Below are 17,383 nucleotides of genomic sequence, written 5' to 3'. Positions count from 1 at the left end.
TTTCGGGGCCGGTGCCGGGTATCTGTTCCACATGCATCCGCGCCACGCCATCGGCACGCCACAGCGCCCCGGTTGCGATGGCGACGTGTTGAAAACCGAAATCAAGGATATCGGCGGCAGTGAGGTGGCTGTCAAAATAGGTCTGCACGTTCGGGCGCTGGCTGATCTGATAGGCGCGGTAATCGGCGACGCGACCCCAAGCCGACAGACCGGGCAGCAGACGTTCTTTGGCGACGCGGCCACCAAGGACAGTGCCAGCCTCGGCCAAAGCCACATCATAGCCGCGCAAGCTGAGGGCGCGGGCGGCCTCCAGACCCGCCGGACCGGCGCCCACGATCAGCACGTTTTCACTTGGACCCTTGGCGTTCATCTTTTCAGGATGCCAACCCTTGCGCCATTCCTCCATGAAAGTCGGGTTTTGCGTGCAGCGCGAAATGCTTTGCGTCATGTCGCCGGTGACGCAGATGTTGCAGCCGATGCATTCGCGAATGTCTTCAATCCGGCCTTCCTCGATCTTTTTCGGCAGGAACGGATCGGCGATTGAGGGCCGCGCACAGCCAATGAAATCGAGCGTGCCCTGACGGATCATTTTCGCCATCACATCGGGGCTGGTAAAGCGACCAACGCCCACGACGGGGCGGTTGGTGAGTTCGCGGATGCCTTGCACAAGAGTTTCTTGCGCGGCTTCTTCCTTGAAGCGGGACGGGCCGGAGCAATCCTCCCATGAGCCTTGCGCGAGATCCCACAGGTCGGGCAAATCGCCGTTCATCGCGATGAAATCGCGCAACTCGGCATTGGAAAAGCCGAGCTTTCCAATCTGTTCGTCGAGGCTGACCCGCATGGTTAAGGCCATTGTATCGCCCACCGCCTCGCGCATGTCGGAAAGCACTTCGCGGGCGAAACGTGAGCGATTTTCAAGGCTGCCGCCATATTCATCGCTGCGCTGATTGGTGGCGCGGGAGAGGAAATGCTGAAAGATGCCAAAGCCGTGCGCGCCATAGAGGCAGATGAGATCGAAGCCCGCGATTTGGCTGCGTTTCGCTGCATTTACGAACCAACGGCGCAGGTTTTTGATGTCGGTCTTGTCCAGACCCCGCGCTTGCACCGGATCATTGGTAAAGGTGCGAATCGGGCCGGGCGATACCGCCATCGGCACCTCTTTGGTGAAGAAATTTGGGCCGTTGATGCCGGAATATGCCAGCTGAATCCCCGCAAGCCCGCCATGGGTTTTCATCGCTTGCGCCATCTTGGCAATCGCCGGAATGTCCTGATCTTCCCAGAGCCGCAGTTCAATGAACGGCGTGATTTCAGAGCTGTGGTGCATTTCGGTCTGCTCGGTGAAGATCACGCCCCAGCCGCCCTCGGCCTTAATCCCGCGCATCGCGGCCGCTGCCGAAGGGTCGCGGTAGCCCGCACCATTGCAGTGCGGCACTTGGCAAAAGCGGTTTTTCGCGATCAGCGGGCCGATCTTTTGCGGCTCAAAAAGAATGTCATAGCGAGGATCGCGCATGGTCCGGCCTTTCGGGTGAAGTGGCTTCACCTTGGCAGGCTTGGCCTTTGCGTAAAGGATGCAAAAATGAAGCGTGACTTAGGCAGCGCCTTGGTCGGCGTGGAAAATTTTAACCCGTGCGCGGCACTGTCAGGTGCAGCCCGGGGGTGGAGTTCAGCGTAATTTCAGCGCGGGCGTGGTCAATGAAAGCCCGAACGGTTAACGAAATGCCGGCACCCGCGGCCAAGGCAAGGCCCAATTTCATCGGGCGCACCGGGCCTGTCAACGGGATGTAGCGCAGGCGACGGCCATCGGGGGCAGCATCGGTCAACGGGCGAATATTAGCGATGGAATAGCCAAAACCATTCGCCACCATGGATTGCATGACGCCCATATCGCGGGTGCGCTCTACTATGTTGGGGCGCAGATTTATGGCAGCGAAATGCGACAGGAAGTAATCGGACGACAGCGGCAAATCCAGCAGGATCATTGGATATTCGGCAAGTTCTCGCGGAGTGACTTGATCGCGCTGCGCAAGCGGATGGTTGGGCGGCATGACCGCATAGGGCGGCAGGGTGACCAGCGGGAGGAAACTAAGGTCGGCTGGAATATCAAGATCATAGGTAAGGGCAATATCAAGCGAGGCGCTGCGCAGGGCCGCGAAGATTTCAACTTGGTTCAGCTCAATTTGGGTGAAATCAACCTCTGGGAAAGCCTGCACAAAGCTATAGCGCAGTTGCGGCAAAACCATCTGGGCGAAAGTCACAAGACAGCCGACGGAGAGCGGACCGCGCACCTTGCCGGTGATCTGATTGGCGAGTTCATTCAGCTTGCTGGCCTCGGTCAACACTTGGCTTGCTTGGGCGACGAATTGCCGCCCACCTTGCGTCAGCGACAGGCCATGCGCGTGTTTGCGCACGAAAAGGGCCAAGCCAAACTCAGCCTCAAGCTGCGAGATCGCCGCCGAGATCGAGGGGCTGGAGACGTTAACCTTTTCAGCCGCCAACGCGATTGAGCCGCACTCACCGACTGCGACAAGATATTCCAACTGGCGCAGCGTGAAGCGTAGCGGCATCGTAGGCAGCTCCGGGCTTTGGTTAGGGCTAGCCTAAGCATTTGCGCGCGATGTGCAAATCCTATTCGTCACCGGGCACGCCGTAGGACGGCGCTTGCGTCGGGTCTTGGGCGCGTTGCACGTAAGCGGCCATTTGCGGGCGGTAAATTGCCCAAGCGATTTCAAGGTCTTGAATGGGGGTGTCGGACCAATCAATGCGTAGATCAACCAAGGGCCAGTCGAGTTTATCGGAGATTTTCATGCCTGCGGAATGCACCGGGCCAGCCTCGCCGCCAGCCGCCAGACCTGCGGTGAGGGCTGCGATGAGGCGGTCGCCGAGGTGGCCTTGAGTGGACTGAAACGCGCTGATCATGGCTTGGGGGACGCGGGGGTTGGCGAGAAGATTGCCACCCGCCGCACAGTCGATACCCTGCGCCGCAGCCCAAGTGCCAAGGACTTGTGTGCCGGAATGGATCGCGGTTTTGCCGGTCGCATCAATGACCAGGAGTTGCCTGTAATCAATATGTTGCCGATTTTGGATGACTTCGCTCAATGCCTGATCAGCGGCCTTGGCTTTGGCCAATTCACCGAGCAGCAGCGGCCCCAACGCGGGGTCGGTAATGTTTTGGCTTGCCACCGCTCCAACGCCTGCACGGGTGTGGGCGCAGCGCGCAGCGACGGCGGGGGAGGAGGACGAGATCACGATGCCGAATTGGCCGGTTTTGGCGCAGCGAGCGATGAGGGAGAAGGTCATTGTCGTCCTTTTGGGTTGGCCGCCGGGGGTTTCACACCCCCGGACCCCTGTGGGATATTTAGGAATAGATGAAAAGTTTTAAGTAAGTTTTAGGCATTTAGTCCGGGATGACGGCGGTGGCGTCAATCTCTACCAGCCAATCCGGGCGGGCTAGGGCCACCACGGTCAAACCGGTGCAAACCGGATGCACGCCTTTGATGTATTCGCCCATCACGCGATAGACCGGTTCGCGGTGGCGCACGTCGGTTAGGTAGACGACGAGCTTGACCAGATGCTCCATGCGGCCACCGGCTTCTTCGATCATTTGCTTGATATTGCTCATAACTTTATGGGTTTGCTCGGCGGGGTCGTGGCTGCCGAGGTTCTGGGCTGTGTCAAGATCTTGCGGGCAGGCGCCGCGGAAATACAGAGTGGTGCCGCCGTGGGTGGCGACCAGATGGCAGAGATCATTGTCGAGGTTTTGCTCGGGGTAGGTGACTTTGGTGTTGAACTTGCGGTAGCGGGTGATGGTCATTGCGGTTTCCTGTCGGACTTTAAGCCGGGATGCGGCTGGCGAGATATTGCGCGAATTCAAAATTGGGCCGTTCCAGATGGCTCAGCGGACCGGGAGTTGCCATGCCGGAAAGCAGGCCGCGATAGACTTTCTCGGTGCAGCCTTTGTCTTCGATATTGACGTCATCCAGCAGAGCCTTGACCGTGGCAAGATTGCTTTGCGCGTCAGGATCGGCCATCCAATCGGCGGACATACCGCCACCGAACAGCACGTTGACATGGCCGGGGCCGTCGGGGGTCAGCGACAGATACCAGAAATAACCCGGCGTCAGGGTGATCAAAAGCGATGGGTAAATCGCCAAAAGCCAGGTGATGCGGCGTTGATCACCTTGCAAAGTGGTGTTTGTCGGATGCGCCAGAGCCAGCGGCACGGTGTCATTTTTGACGATCCAATGGTAGTTAAATGCCTCGGTGCCTTCCGGGCAGGTCATCAAGTTCAGATCGCAAGAGCCGCCAATCGTGCCCGCATGGCAAACCGGCAGGTGGTAGGATTCCATGAAATTCTCGGCGAGAACCTTCCAGTTGGTCGCCCAGCGGAACTCCTCTCGGAAGGTCTCGGTATAGGTTGACATATCGAGATAGCCGACCAGATTTTCTACATCTTTCAAAGCGGTAGCTGGGGCAATCGCATCGGGGTTTAGCGAGACCATGATCCAGCCGAGCCACACCTCACAGCGGATTTGTGGCAGCGCGATATCGGTTTTGCAAAAGCCTTCGTTCAGCGCCATTGCAGGCGCGCCGCGCAAAGTGCCGTCGAGATTATAGGTCCAAGCGTGGTAGGGGCAGACGATGGAGCGGGTATTGCCGCGGCCTTGCAACAGCGTTGACATCCGGTGACGGCAGACGTTGGACATGGCGCGGATTTCGCCTTCGCGGTCGCGCAGCACGATCACCGGCTCTCCAGCGATTTGCATGGTCAGATAGTCGCCCGGGTTGGGCAGGCTTTCGGCGCGACCCGCACAGAGCCAATCTTTCGCGAAGACGTGCTTTTGTTCCTGCGCCAGAAAAGCCTCACTGGTATAGACCGATTTCGGCATCGCATGGGCTTGAGTGAACGGAACCGATACATTGGCATGCAGTTCGGCGGCGGGGGTCAGGCTGTGATGCTGGTTCATGCGGTTGCTCGCGGGCTGGGGGCTTTTTGGGATGATACGATATATCCGGGCCATAACCAGAGCTTTGCCACGAAAGCGGCGCTGCGGGCTATCAGTGTTTTGCTCAGCCTTGGTTAGGCGGGGGTTAAGCTAATAGGGGAACAGGCTTTGGGTTTAGCCTAAGCAGCGCTGCATGAAATCCTTATTTGCCTGAGTGAGTGCGTGGCATACAGCGAAGATATGGCCTTGAGTGACTGGCCCTGACTATAAACACGCTGTGACGCAAAGAGGTGCCGCAATGCCATCTGAACAAGTTGAAACGCTGATCATTGGAGGCGGGCAGGCGGGACTTGCGATGAGCGCGCAGTTGCGAGAGCGCGGCGTGTCGCATCTGGTGCTGGAGCGGCACCGAATTGCCGAGCGTTGGCGGTCGGAGCGTTGGGACTCGTTGGTGGCGAATGGCCCGGCGTGGCATGACCGTTTCCCGATCCGCAGCTTTGATCAAGTGGACCCGGATGCATTTGCGCCGAGGGATCAGATTGTGGCGTATTTTGAGGGCGTGGCGGCGCAGATCGAAGCGCCGGTGCGTTGTGGAGTAGAGGTGACTTCGTTGGCGCACGGCGATGCGGGCTTTGTCGCCGAAACTTCGGCCGGGCGAATAGAGGCGCGCAATGTGGTGGTGGCGACGGGGCCGTTTCAAAAGCCGCTGGTGCTGACTTTGGTGCCCCAAAGTGCCGGGATCATGCAGATGCATTCCAACGCTTATCGCAATCCGTCGCAGTTGCCTGAGGGTGCGGTGCTGGTGGTGGGGGCAGGGTCTTCGGGCTCGCAGATTGCCGATGAGATCAACCGGGCGGGGCGGAAGGTCTATCTGTCGGTAGGCCCGCATGATCGGCCGCCGCGTGGCTATCGGGGTCGCGATTTCTGCTGGTGGCTGGGGGTGCTGGGGCAGTGGGATGCGAAGGTGAAGGCTCCGGGAACCGAGCACATCACGATTGCGGTTTCGGGCGCTTACGGAGGGCATACGGTGGATTTCCGCGATCTGGCGGCGCAGGGAATGACCTTGCTGGGCCGGGTTGGCGCGTATCAGGATGGCGTGTTGGCGGTCGGAGATGATCTGGCGCGCAATATCCGGGCGGGCGATGCGAACTATCTCGCCACGCTGGATTTGGCTGACGCTTATGCGGCGGCGGAGGGCTTGGATATGCCGCTGGAGGAGGAAGCAAAGCTGATCGGGCCGGACCCGGACTGTGTGACGCATCCGATTTTGGCGCTGGATCTGGCAAAGGCGGGGATTACGTCGATCATTTGGGCGACAGGTTTCGCGCTGGATTTCGGCTGGTTGAAGGTTGATGCGTTCGACGAGAAGGGCCGTCCGGCGCATGACCGGGGGGTGTCGAGGGTGCCGGGGTTGTATTTTCTCGGGCTGCCGTGGCTGTCTAGGAGGGCGTCTCCGTTCATCTGGGGGGTCTGGCACGATGCTGAATATCTGGCGGAGCATATCGCTGCGCGGTGAGGTGTTCACGCGTGGACAAGCTGCCGCTGTGATGTAAATCAACGGCTTAGGCTATGTGGTTCAGAGATTGTTAAGCTTTGTCGTTGTAAGATCGCGGCAGTGGATGTGGCAAGTACCATTGAAAACGCCAGCTGCGGCTTGGCGCAATCGGGTAGCAGGACAGCAGACATTTTTGAGACGCATGGGGCTACGTTGACGCATGGGGCTTAGTTAAGATGCCTGCACAGGGCTACTTTTAATCGCATATTGAAGCTGGACCTATCGCACCGTCTGGTCTGGACATAAGAGGAAGCCGGAGTTTCCCGGAATATAGCGACAAATCAGACCGCGCCGGGCGGTTCGTGCAAAGTGAGGTCGGCCCATGCAAGGCTATACAAACGCCAATGATATTTCTGCGGTTGTGGCGGCCGATAAGGCGCATGTTTGGCATCATCTGAGCCAACATAAGGGCTACGAGTCGCCGGATGTGGACCCTCGGATCATTGTTGAGGGTAAGGGTCTGCGGGTCTGGGATGCACGCGGCAAGGAATATATCGACGCGGTTTCGGGTGCGGTCTGGACGGTTAACGTGGGCTACGGGCGTGAGAGCATTGCCAATGCGGTGCGCGATACCCTGTTGAAAATGAACTATTTTGCCGGGGTTGGAGGGTCTATTCCGGGGGCGTTGTTTGCCGAGCGGTTGATCTCGAAAATGCCGGGAATGTCACGGGTTTACTATTCGAACTCGGGTTCTGAGGCGAATGAGAAGGTCTACAAGATGGTGCGCCAGATCGCGCACAAGCATCATGGCGGCAAGAAATGGAAAATTCTGTATCGTGAGCGCGACTATCACGGCACCACGATTGGCACGCTGGCGACCAGCGGCCAGTTGGAGCGGGCGGCGCAATATGGGCCCTATCCTGACGGTTTCGTGATGGTGCCGCACTGCCTTGAGTATCGCAAGCAGTGGGATGTTGAGAATTACGGCGAGCGCGCGGCGGATGCGATTGAAGAAGTGATCCTGCGCGAAGGCGCCGACACGATTGGCGCGCTGGTGCTGGAGCCTGTGACGGCGGGCGGTGGAGTGATCACGCCTCCGATCGGATATTTTGAGCGGGTTCAGGAAATATGCAAGAAATACAACATCTTGCTGCACATTGACGAAGTGGTTTGTGGCGTCGGTCGCACCGGGACATGGTTCGGCTATCAGCATTACGGCATCAAACCGGATTTCGTGACGATGGCGAAAGGCGTGGCCTCCGGCTACGCGGCGATTTCCTGCACCGTGACGACAGAAGCCGTGTTCGACATGTTTAAGGATGCGGGCGATCACATGTCGTATTTCCGCGATATTTCAACCTTCGGCGGCTGCACGGCGGGGCCTGCGGCGGCACTGGAAAACATGCGGATCATCGAGGATGAGGGGCTGCTCGACAACACCCTGAAGATGGGTGCGCGGGTGATGGATAACCTTAACGCCTTGATGGAAAATCACAGAGTTATCGGGGATGTGCGCGGCAAGGGGCTGTTCTGCGGCGCTGAACTGGTGGCTGATCGTGCCACCAAAGAACCGATGGATGAGAAAAAGGTCGCCGCCGTGGTCGCTGCCTGCAATGCGCAGGGCGTAATTATTGGGATGACCAACCGATCCATTCCGGGGTTGAACAACACACTGTGCCTGTCGCCTGCGCTGATTGCGACGCCGGATGATATCGACCAGATCACCGGGGCGATTGATAAGGCGTTGACCACGGTGTTTGGCTGAGTCTTTAGGATTTATCTAAGATTTTCGCTATCTGAGCAACTCCGCGCCTTAGTTGGCGCGGAGTTTTGCTTTGTGCTTAAGGTCATCCTCTCTGCTAAAATATCCAAGCCCGAATGGCGGCCCGCCATTCGGGTTAGCCGGAGGCTCTTTTCGCCGCTTGACTTTGCCGCCCCAGCGCGAGCCTATAAGTCCAGCGATCCCGCCGGAATGAGGCCAGAATGTCGATCCCTGCCGAAGCCTTTGTGCTGCCGCCCGCCGCGCGTGGCACGTTGCAGCAGCGCATTCGGCAGATGGTGACGGAGAGTGTGCTGTCGGGGCGGTTTCGGGCGGGGCAAAAGATGCCCTCGTCTCGGGGATTGGCCGAGTATCTGGGGATTTCACGCATCACGGTGACGTTGTCCTATGCCGAATTGGTCAGCGCCGATTACCTGATGGCGCGCGGGCGGTCTGGTTATTTTATCTCCGAAAACGCACCGCGCGCGCCGGAGTTGCAGGCGCGGGCACCTCGGGCAGAGGGGGTGGATTTTGCGCGGCTGACGGGCCGTCGGTTTTCGGACCTTGCGACGGTAAAGCGGCCGCTGGATTGGGAAAACTATCAGTATCCGTTCATCTATGGTCAGGCGGATGCGAGTTTGTTTGACCACCAGAACTGGCGTTTGTGCGCTTTGCGGGCGTTGGGGCGGAAGGATTTCGCGGCGCTGACTTCCGATATGTATGACCGCGACGATCCGTTACTGATCGAGCATCTGCTGCGTTCGATCCTGCCCAGGCGCGGGATTGCGGCGCGCGAGGACGAGGTTTTGTTGACGCTTGGGGCGCAGAATGCGCTGTGGATTACGGTTGCGACTTTGCTCGGACCGGGGCGGCGGGCGGCGGTGGAAAATCCAGGCTATTGCGGCCTGCGCGGGATTCTGGAGCCTTCGGGGACGCAGGTGATTTCGGTGGATGTCGATGCCGACGGGTTGCCGCCGGATCGGTTGCCGAAGGGGGTGGATGTGGTTTTTACCACCGCGAGCCATCAATGCCCGACCAACGCGACGATGCCTTTGGAGCGGCGGTTGGCTTTGTTGGAAGCGGCGTCGCGGGAGGATTTTGTGATCGTCGAGGACGATTATGAGTTTGAGATGTCGTTTCTGAAACCGGTTTCTCCGGCGCTGAAGTCGCTCGATAGTGAGGGGCGGGTGATTTATGCGGGGTCGTTTTCGAAATCGGTGTTTCCGGGGATGCGGTTGGGATATCTGGTGGGTCCGGCGAGTTTTATCCGGGAAGCGCGGGCGCTGCGGTTGATGATGCTGCGGCATCCGCCGGGGCATATTCAGCGTACTGTGGCGTATTTTCTGAGCCTTGGGCATTATGATGCGCTGATCAATCGGATGCGGAATGCGTATCGGAGGCGCAGGCAGGTGATGGAGGAGGCGATCCGCGACAACGGGCTGGCGGTGGCCGGTCAGGGCGGCTTTGGTGGCTCGAGTTTCTGGATGCGGGCGCCTGCAGGCGTCGATACGGAAAACCTGGCCGAGGGGTTGCGGGCTGAGGGGGTGTTGATTGAGCCGGGGCGGGCGTTCTTTGATCCGGCAGAGGCTCCACGAAATTTCTATCGGCTGGGGTATTCGTCAATTTCGGTGGCGAAAATCCCCGAAGGGATTGCGCGGATCGGCCGGGCGATCCGGGGGGCGTGAGGATTGTCCGCGTGTGGACGGGAATTTAGTTGTTTTATATCAATATCCAACCTAATATTTTCATGTTTCGTTCACCATGTTCGCTTTGCCGCTGATCTGGACTTACTGCAGGTGGGCTTCTGGCCCTAAGCCGGGTTTGCCGGTGGGGATAGAACGGGTTTAGCCATTGATCTCAGGAGACGCGCGATGCGGATGACCACGGAAGAAGCCTTCGTCAAAGTGCTGCAAATGCATGGGATTGAGCACGCGTTTGGCATCATCGGCTCGGCTTTCATGCCGATTTCCGACCTGTTTCCGCGTGCTGGCATCACGTTTTGGGACTGCGCGCATGAGGGCTCGGGCGGCATGATGGCGGACGGTTACACCCGCGCCACTGGCAAGATGAGCATGATGATCGCGCAAAACGGGCCGGGGATTACCAACTTTGTGACAGCGGTGAAGACGGCGTATTGGAACCACTCGCCGCTGTTGTTGGTGACACCGCAGGCGGCGAATAAGACGATTGGGATGGGCGGTTTCCAAGAGGTTGAGCAGATGGCGCTGTTCGCCGATATGGTCGCCTATCAGGAAGAAGTGCGCGATCCGTCTCGGGTGGCAGAGGTGCTGAACCGGGTGATTATTAACGCCAAGCGGGCGAGTGCGCCGGCGCAGATCAACATGCCGCGCGATTACTGGACGCAAGTTATCGACATTGATCTGCCTGCGATTGTGGAATTTGAGCGGCCTTCGGGCGGTGAAGTGGCTATTCAAGCGGCGGCGGATTTGCTGTCGAGCGCGAAGTTTCCGGTGATTTTGAATGGCGCGGGCGTGATCTTGGGCGGCGCTATTCCTGCAAGCATGGCTTTGGCCGAGCGGTTGGATGCGCCGGTTTGTGTCGGATATCAGCACAATGATGCGTTTCCGGGCTCGCATCCGCTGTTTGCTGGGCCTTTGGGCTACAATGGCAGCAAGGCGGCAATGGAGTTGATTTCTCAGGCAGATGTGGTATTATGTTTGGGTACCCGGTTAAATCCGTTTTCAACGCTTCCCGGATACGCGCTGGACTATTGGCCTAAGGAGGCCAAGATCATCCAAGTGGATATCAACCCCGATCGGATTGGGTTGACCAAGAAGGTGACTGTTGGCATTGTCGGCGACTCTAAAAAGGTCGCCGAGGCGGTTCTGGCGCGTTTGGCCTCTACCGGAGGTGACCATGCGCGCAGCGAACGTAAAGCCAAAATAGCACAGACCAAATCTTCGTGGGCGCAGGCTTTGTCGAGCATGGATCACGAAGATGACGACGAAGGCACCACGTGGAATCAGCGCGCTCGCGCGGATAAGCCGGAGTGGATGAGTCCTCGGATGGCGTGGCGGGCGATCCAAGCGGCGCTGCCGTCTGACGCGATTATCTCATCAGACATCGGTAACAATTGCGCGATTGGCAACGCTTACCCGACGTTTGAGGCGGGGCGGAAGTATCTTGCACCGGGGCTGTTCGGTCCCTGTGGTTACGGCCTGCCTGCGGTGGTTGGCGCAAAAATCGGCTGCCCGGACGTGCCGGTGGTTGGCTTTTCGGGCGACGGCGCGTTTGGCATTGCGGTCACGGAATTGACCGCGATTGGCCGGGGCGAATGGCCTGCGATCACGCAAGTGGTGTTTCGGAATTACCAATGGGGCGCGGAAAAGCGCAACTCGACTTTGTGGTATGACGATAACTTCGTTGGTACCGAACTGGACACACAAGTGTCTTATGCAGGGATTGCAAAGGCTTGCGGGCTGCAGGGCGTGGTTGCGCGCACCATGGACGAGCTGACGGCGGCGTTGCGGCAGGCGATCATTGATCAGAAGGCGGGCAAGACCACGCTGATTGAGGCGATGATTAACCAAGAACTGGGTGAGCCGTTCCGCCGCGATGCGATGAAGAAGCCGGTGGCTGTGGCGGGTATCTCGGCAAGCGATATGCGGCCGCAGGTCGTTTGATGCCGTTTGATCTGGGGCTGGGGGCTTCGATCTGGATGGGCTGCGCCATTCTGGTCGCGGCGTTCATCCGGGGGTATTCCGGCTTTGGTTATTCGGCGATGGTGATTGCGGCTTCGGGCGTCGTCACCAATCCGCTGCATTTCGTGGCGGTTGTGGTGATTTTGGAAACCGCGATGAGCCTGCAAGCGGCGCGCGGCATCGGCAAGGATGTGGATTGGCGTAGGGTCTGGCTGATGTTGGCCGGGGCGGCGGTGGGCCTGCCTCTGGGGCTATGGGCGCTGACGGGCATCAGCGAGGAGGCCGCGCGGGCGGCCATTTCGATTTACATTCTGCTGATGTGCGGCGTGTTGCTGGCGGGTTGGCGGCTAAAATCCGAGGTGCGGGGGGCGGGCAATCTTGTGGCTGGCGTCGCTTCGGGGCTGGCAAATGCGCCGGGGATGGGGGGCTTGCCAGTGGCGGCTTTCTTTGCAGCACAGCCAATGCAGGCGGCGACATTTCGCGCCACTTTGATCGCGTTTTTCCCGTTGCTCGATATCTATTCCGGGCCGCTTTATTGGTGGCATGGGCTGGTGACTTGGGACACGCTTTGGGCAGCTCTGGCCGCCTTGCCGCTGACGTTCTTGGGTAACTGGCTGGGATCACGGCATTTTCTGAACACGGACCCACAGGATTTTCGTCGCTTCGCCATTCTTCTGCTGGGCGGGTTGGCGGTGATGGGGCTGATCAGGGCGGTGCTGTAAGATGTTGCTTGTCGTCAACGCCGGGTCGTCCTCGATCAAACTGGCGGTATTTGATGCAGGGCTGGCGCTGGTTTTGGCGGGGTCGGTGACGGAAATCGGTGGTGCAGGTCGGCTTAAGCTCGGCACGGTTGATCAGGTTTGTGCTGCGGTGGATCATGGGGCGGCTTTGGCGTTGATGTTCAAGGCGATGGCTGATGAAGGTGTGGCGCTGGCCGATTTGACGGCGGCCGCGCACCGCGTGGTGCATGGTGGTGCGGCTTTGGTGCAACCTGCGCGGGTGACTGCGGCGGTGATCGCGGGGATTGAGGCTTGCGTGCCGCTGGCCCCCTTGCACAATCCGGGCAATCTGACGGCGATTTTGGCGTTGCAGGCTTTGGCGCCTGATTTGCAGCAGTTCGTCAGCTTTGACACGGCGTTTCACGCCACGAACCCCGAAGTAGCGGTGGCCTATGCGCTGCCCGAGGCGGAGCGGGCGCGTGGGCTGCGGCGTTATGGTTTTCACGGCATCAGCTACGGCGGTTTGGTGCAGAATTTGACGGCGCGGGGGGTGCTGCCAAAGCGGCTTTTGGCGCTGCATTTGGGCAATGGCGCGTCGCTTTGTGCAATCAAAGATGGCGTGTCGGTTGCAACGACGATGGGATATTCGCCGCTGGACGGCCTGACGATGGGCACGCGCTCCGGTGCGATTGACGCCAACGCAGTGCTGCGGTTGGCGGAATTGCACGGCATCGCGGGGGCGGGGCGGATTTTGAACCGGGAAAGCGGGCTGCTCGGTTTGGGCGGGCAAAGCGACATGCGTAGCCTTCACGCGGCGGGGACGGCAGAGGCGGCGTTTGCGGTGGAGCATTTCTGCTATTGGGCGGTGCGTCATGCAGGGAGCATGATCGCGGCGATGGGTGGGCTGGACGGTATCGCTTTCACCGGCGGCATCGGCGAGAATGATGCGGTTGTGCGTGGGCGGATCGTGAATGATTTGGCTTGGGCGGGCGAAGTGCCGGTGCATATCGTGCTTGCCGAGGAGGAACGTTTTATCGCAGCGCAGGCTTTGGCGCTGTTGCAGGCCGGGGCGTAAGCCTATGATGTGCGCGGCTATTTCCCGATTTGGCGGCCTGAGGCGGAAGTTTTTCCGGCTAAGCGGCGATTATCGCGACATCGTGGTGGAATCGGGGTTGTTCGGCGAAAAACTTCCGTCCAGATTGAAGTCAATATTTAAGGGTATGTGATGAGTATTCAGCCGAAAATTGACACCTCGCCTGCGGTCTCGGACGAAATCCGGCAGACCACTTGTTATATGTGCGCCTGTCGTTGCGGCATAAACGTGCATCTGAAAGAGGGGCGCGTCAGCTATATTGAGGGCAATCGCGACCATCCGATCAACAAGGGCGTGCTGTGCGCCAAGGGGGCGTCGGGGATTATGCAAGTGACGGCGCCGAGCCGTTTGCGCGCGCCGTTGAAGCGGGTTGGGCCGCGTGGCTCGGGGGCGTTCGAGGAAATTTCGTGGGATGAAGCTTTGGCGCTGGCGGTTTCCTGGATGAAACCGCTGCGGGAAACCGCACCCGAGAAGCTGGCGTTTTTCACCGGACGCGATCAAAGCCAAAGCTTTACCGGCTGGTGGGCGCAGGCGTTTGGCACGCCGAATTACGCAGCGCATGGCGGGTTTTGCTCGGTTAACATGGCGGCGGGCGGGATTTACACCATTGGCGGCGCGTTTTGGGAGTTTGGCGCGCCTGATTGGGAGCGCACCAAGCTGTTCGTGCTGTTCGGCGTGGCGGAAGATCACGACTCAAATCCGATCAAGATTGGCCTTGGCAAGCTGAAGGCGCGGGGTGCGCGGGTGATCGGCGTTAACCCAATTCGCACCGGCTATAATGCGATTGCCGATGACTGGTTGGGCATCACGCCTGGCACCGATGGCTTGCTTATCCTCGCTCTGATCCATTGCTTGCTGGAGGCGGGCAAGGTCGATCTGGAGTATCTGGCGAAGTTCACCAACGCGCCTTTGCTGGTGATGGAAGATGGCCCGGAAAAGGGCTTGATTGCCAAGAATGCCGAGAGCCAACCCTTTGTAATTGATCGCAGAACGGGCGCGCCTGCGCCTTGGGATGGCAAGGGCGTGCAGCCCGACCTGGGGGCTACGTATCAGGGCAACCGCACGGTGTTTCAGCATATGGCGGAGCGGTATTTGTCCGCCGAATATGCGCCCGAAGCAGTGGCAGAACGCTGCGGTATTACGGCTGAGCGGATCAGGGCTTTGGCTGCTGAACTGGCGCATGTGGCTTTCGATCAGGCGATTGAGATTAAGCAATCCTGGACGGATTTTCGCGGCGATTTCCATGAAACCATGCCCGGGCGGCCAGTCAGTTTCCATGCGATGCGCGGGATTTCGGCGCATTCCAACGGCTTTCAAACCGCCCGCGCGCTGCATCTGTTGCAGATCGTTCTGGGCACGGTTGAGGTTCCGGGTGGCTACCGTCTGAAGCCGCCGTATCCGAAACCGATGGAGGCGCACCCGACGCCGCATTTCGTCACCGCGCCGGGAAAACCGTTGTCTGGGCCGCATTTAGGCTATGTGCGCGGCCCGGAAAATCTGGCGCTGAAGGAAGATGGAAGCCCCGTGCGCATCGACAAAGCGTTTACATGGGAGAACCCGTTTTCGGCGCATGGGCTGATGCATATGCTGATCCCGAATGCCCATGCGGGCGACCCCTACAAAATTGATACGCTGTTTTTGTATATGGCCAACATGGCGTGGAATTCTTCGATGAATTCCGCTAAGGTCATGGAAATGTTGACGGATAAATCCGATGACGGCGAATATATCATCCCCCGTATCATCTATTCTGACGCCTATGCATCGGAAATGGTGGCATATGCCGACCTTATTCTGCCCGACACGACGTATCTTGAGCGGCACGACTGTATCTCACTGCTGGATCGCCCGATTTCGGAACCCGATGCGGCGGGCGATAGCATCCGTTGGCCGGTGGTCGAGCCGGACCGGGATGTGCGACCGTTTCAATCGGTGCTGCTGGATTTGGGTGCGCGGTTGGGGCTGGCACCAATGGTTAACGCCGATGGCACGCCGAAGTATAAAGACTACGCCGACTACATCGTTAACCATATTCGCAGGCCCGGCGTTGGGCCGCTGATCGGCTATCGCGGCGATGGCACGCAGGAGGGGCGCGGCGATGCCAACCCTGACCAGCTGGCGCGCTACATCGAAAACGGCGGGTTTTATCAAGCGCATGTGCCGGAAGAAGCCGCGTTTTATAAGCCGTGGAACATGGCCTATCAGGATTGGGCGGTGAAAACCTCGTTTTATGAGACGCCGCAGCCCTATCTGTTTTCGATCTGGTCCGAGCCGATGCGTAAATTTCAGATGGCCGCCGAGGGTTTGGGGCCGATCCAGCCGCCCGATCATCTGCGCGCGCGGCTGAAACAGGCGATGGACCCACTGCCGATCTGGTATCCGCCGTTTGGTGATCTGGAGGCGACCGGCTGGGGCTATCCGATCCACGCGATCACCCAGCGGCCGATGGATATGTACCATTCTTGGGGCAGTCAGAACGCTTGGCTGCGCCAAATCCGTGGCACCAATTTTCTGTATTTGCCGACAAAAATCTGGGCGGAACAAGGGTTTAGTGAGGGCGATTACGCGAGGGTGATCTCGCCGAATGGCGGCATCACCGTGCCGGTGGCGCATATGGCGGCGCTGAACGAAAACACCGTTTGGACGTGGAATGCGATTGGTAAACGTAAAGGCGCGTGGGCCTTGGATGAGGGCGCATCAGAGGCCACCACCGGGTTTTTGCTGAACCATCTGATCTCGGAATTGCTGCCAGACAAGGGCGATAGCAGGCGGCTGTCTAATTCTGATCCGGTAACGGGGCAGGCGGCGTGGTTTGATTTGCGGGTCAGGATTGAGCGGGTGGACCCGCGCGCGCAGGCTGAACCGATGTTCAAGCCGATCCCGCGCGTCGTGCCACAGGGGAGGGAGCGGGCATGACTTGTTTACCAGTTAGCACCGGAAAACGGCTTGGGCTTGCGATTGACCTCGACACCTGCGTTGGCTGTCAAGCCTGCGTGACCGCTTGCAAAGGCTGGAACGATCAGGGCTATGGTGCTCCGCTATCGGACCAAAACCCATATGGGTCAGAGCCTTCTGGGGTGTTCTTAAACCGGGTTCACAGCTACGCCGTGCAACCTGCTGAAGGCGCTGCACAAACGATCAATTTTCCGCGTTCTTGCCTGCATTGCGAGGATGCGCCTTGCGTGACGGTATGCCCAACCGGCGCGAGTTATAAGCGCGCCGAGGACGGCATTGTCTTGGTTAACGAAGATGCCTGTATCGGCTGCGGTCTTTGTGCCTGGGCCTGCCCTTATGGCGCGCGTGAGATGGATGCGGCGGCCGGAGTGATGAAGAAATGTACGCTGTGCGTTGACCGGATTTACAATGAAAACCTGCCGGAGGAAGATCGCGAACCGGCTTGCGTGCGGTCTTGTCCGACTGGGGCGCGGCATTTCGGTGATTTCGCCGACCCCGATAGCAATGTCAGTCGGTTGAGCGCGGAACGGGGCGGCTATGCGCTGATGCCCGATTTGGGAACCAAGCCGGTTAACCGTTATCTTCCGCCACGCAAGAAAGATATGCGGCAAGAGGCCAGTGTTTTGGCACCGTTGCTGGACATCAAGGCCACGGGTTTCGCAGGCTGGCTTGATCGCGTGTTGGGGCAGATCTGATGCATCCAGCACCGTCGGTTATTTTGTTTTCGGTACTATCGGGTGCCGGATTTGGGCTATTG

13 protein-coding genes are annotated in these 17,383 nt (G+C 59.1%); 8 read left to right on the top strand and 5 right to left on the bottom strand.

Annotation, left to right across the window (positions count from 1 at the left end; translation table 11 throughout):
• From JWS10_RS18655 to JWS10_RS18635, 5 genes are all read right to left on the bottom strand, one after another.
• A partial coding sequence (locus JWS10_RS18655; RefSeq protein WP_299509300.1) for an NADH:flavin oxidoreductase occupies positions 1-1,510 on the bottom strand: 1,510 nt, incomplete at its 3' end.
• Between the two features lie 109 nt (positions 1,511-1,619).
• A complete protein-coding gene (locus JWS10_RS18650) occupies positions 1,620-2,564 on the bottom strand; it encodes a LysR substrate-binding domain-containing protein (protein WP_299509299.1) in 945 nt (314 codons plus the stop codon).
• A gap of 61 nt (positions 2,565-2,625) precedes the next feature.
• Positions 2,626-3,297 carry a DUF1028 domain-containing protein gene (locus JWS10_RS18645; protein ID WP_299509298.1) on the bottom strand — a complete coding sequence of 224 codons (672 nt, stop codon included), beginning with the start codon at positions 3,295-3,297 and terminating at the stop codon, positions 2,626-2,628.
• 97 nt (positions 3,298-3,394) lie between these two features.
• The gene (locus JWS10_RS18640) at positions 3,395-3,811 is read right to left on the bottom strand and encodes a RidA family protein (protein ID WP_299474781.1); all 417 of its coding nucleotides are present in this window, start codon (positions 3,809-3,811) and stop codon (positions 3,395-3,397) included.
• Between the two features lie 19 nt (positions 3,812-3,830).
• The gene (locus JWS10_RS18635; protein ID WP_299509297.1) at positions 3,831-4,964 is read right to left on the bottom strand and encodes an SRPBCC family protein; all 1,134 of its coding nucleotides are present in this window, start codon (positions 4,962-4,964) and stop codon (positions 3,831-3,833) included.
• Positions 4,965-5,241: 277 nt separating this feature from the next.
• Here JWS10_RS18635 and JWS10_RS18630 point away from each other — a divergent pair, with 277 nt between their 5' ends.
• From JWS10_RS18630 to JWS10_RS18595, 8 genes are all read left to right on the top strand, one after another.
• On the top strand, positions 5,242-6,459 hold the full coding sequence (locus JWS10_RS18630; protein WP_299509296.1) for an NAD(P)/FAD-dependent oxidoreductase: 1,218 nt from the start codon (positions 5,242-5,244) through the stop codon (positions 6,457-6,459).
• Between the two features lie 361 nt (positions 6,460-6,820).
• Entirely contained in the window at positions 6,821-8,203 is a 1,383-nt protein-coding gene (tpa, locus tag JWS10_RS18625) for a hypotaurine--pyruvate aminotransferase Tpa (RefSeq protein ID WP_299509295.1), read from the top strand.
• A 218-nt stretch (positions 8,204-8,421) separates the two neighbouring features.
• Positions 8,422-9,882: a PLP-dependent aminotransferase family protein gene (locus JWS10_RS18620; protein WP_299509294.1), complete on the top strand. Its 1,461-nt coding sequence runs from the start codon at positions 8,422-8,424 to the stop codon at positions 9,880-9,882.
• Positions 9,883-10,068: 186 nt separating this feature from the next.
• Positions 10,069-11,841, top strand: a complete 1,773-nt coding sequence (gene xsc, locus JWS10_RS18615; RefSeq protein ID WP_299509293.1) for a sulfoacetaldehyde acetyltransferase — start codon at positions 10,069-10,071, stop codon at positions 11,839-11,841.
• Positions 11,841-12,581: a sulfite exporter TauE/SafE family protein gene (locus tag JWS10_RS18610; RefSeq protein WP_299509292.1), complete on the top strand. Its 741-nt coding sequence runs from the start codon at positions 11,841-11,843 to the stop codon at positions 12,579-12,581. Before xsc ends, JWS10_RS18610 begins: the two co-directional genes overlap by 1 nt.
• Before the next feature lies 1 nt (position 12,582).
• A complete protein-coding gene (locus JWS10_RS18605) occupies positions 12,583-13,653 on the top strand; it encodes an acetate kinase (protein WP_299509291.1) in 1,071 nt (356 codons plus the stop codon).
• Positions 13,654-13,803: 150 nt separating this feature from the next.
• Positions 13,804-16,587, top strand: a complete 2,784-nt coding sequence (locus tag JWS10_RS18600) for a molybdopterin-dependent oxidoreductase (RefSeq protein ID WP_299509290.1) — start codon at positions 13,804-13,806, stop codon at positions 16,585-16,587.
• On the top strand, positions 16,584-17,321 hold the full coding sequence (locus JWS10_RS18595) for a 4Fe-4S dicluster domain-containing protein (protein ID WP_299509289.1): 738 nt from the start codon (positions 16,584-16,586) through the stop codon (positions 17,319-17,321). The genes JWS10_RS18600 and JWS10_RS18595 overlap by 4 nt, the downstream gene beginning before the upstream one ends.
• Positions 17,322-17,383 lie beyond the last annotated feature (62 nt).

The organism is Cypionkella sp. (assembly GCF_028290025.1).
Classification (GTDB): Bacteria; Pseudomonadota; Alphaproteobacteria; order Rhodobacterales; family Rhodobacteraceae; genus Cypionkella.
Note: the sequence above shows the minus strand (reverse complement) of the source record. Positions and strands in the feature narration are given on the sequence as shown.

Excerpts from the sequence above, each read along its gene's own strand:
- JWS10_RS18650 (WP_299509299.1), bottom strand. The coding sequence starts at position 2,564 with ATGCCGCTACGCTTCACGCTGCGCCAGTTGGAATATCTTGTCGCAGTC.
- JWS10_RS18645 (WP_299509298.1), bottom strand. The coding sequence starts at position 3,297 with ATGACCTTCTCCCTCATCGCTCGCTGCGCCAAAACCGGCCAATTCGGC.
- JWS10_RS18640 (WP_299474781.1), bottom strand. The coding sequence starts at position 3,811 with ATGACCATCACCCGCTACCGCAAGTTCAACACCAAAGTCACCTACCCC.
- JWS10_RS18635 (WP_299509297.1), bottom strand. The coding sequence starts at position 4,964 with ATGAACCAGCATCACAGCCTGACCCCCGCCGCCGAACTGCATGCCAAT.
- JWS10_RS18630 (WP_299509296.1), top strand. The coding sequence starts at position 5,242 with ATGCCATCTGAACAAGTTGAAACGCTGATCATTGGAGGCGGGCAGGCG.
- tpa (WP_299509295.1), top strand. The coding sequence starts at position 6,821 with ATGCAAGGCTATACAAACGCCAATGATATTTCTGCGGTTGTGGCGGCC.
- JWS10_RS18620 (WP_299509294.1), top strand. The coding sequence starts at position 8,422 with ATGTCGATCCCTGCCGAAGCCTTTGTGCTGCCGCCCGCCGCGCGTGGC.
- xsc (WP_299509293.1), top strand. The coding sequence starts at position 10,069 with ATGCGGATGACCACGGAAGAAGCCTTCGTCAAAGTGCTGCAAATGCAT.
- JWS10_RS18610 (WP_299509292.1), top strand. The coding sequence starts at position 11,841 with ATGCCGTTTGATCTGGGGCTGGGGGCTTCGATCTGGATGGGCTGCGCC.
- JWS10_RS18605 (WP_299509291.1), top strand. The coding sequence starts at position 12,583 with ATGTTGCTTGTCGTCAACGCCGGGTCGTCCTCGATCAAACTGGCGGTA.
- JWS10_RS18600 (WP_299509290.1), top strand. The coding sequence starts at position 13,804 with ATGAGTATTCAGCCGAAAATTGACACCTCGCCTGCGGTCTCGGACGAA.
- JWS10_RS18595 (WP_299509289.1), top strand. The coding sequence starts at position 16,584 with ATGACTTGTTTACCAGTTAGCACCGGAAAACGGCTTGGGCTTGCGATT.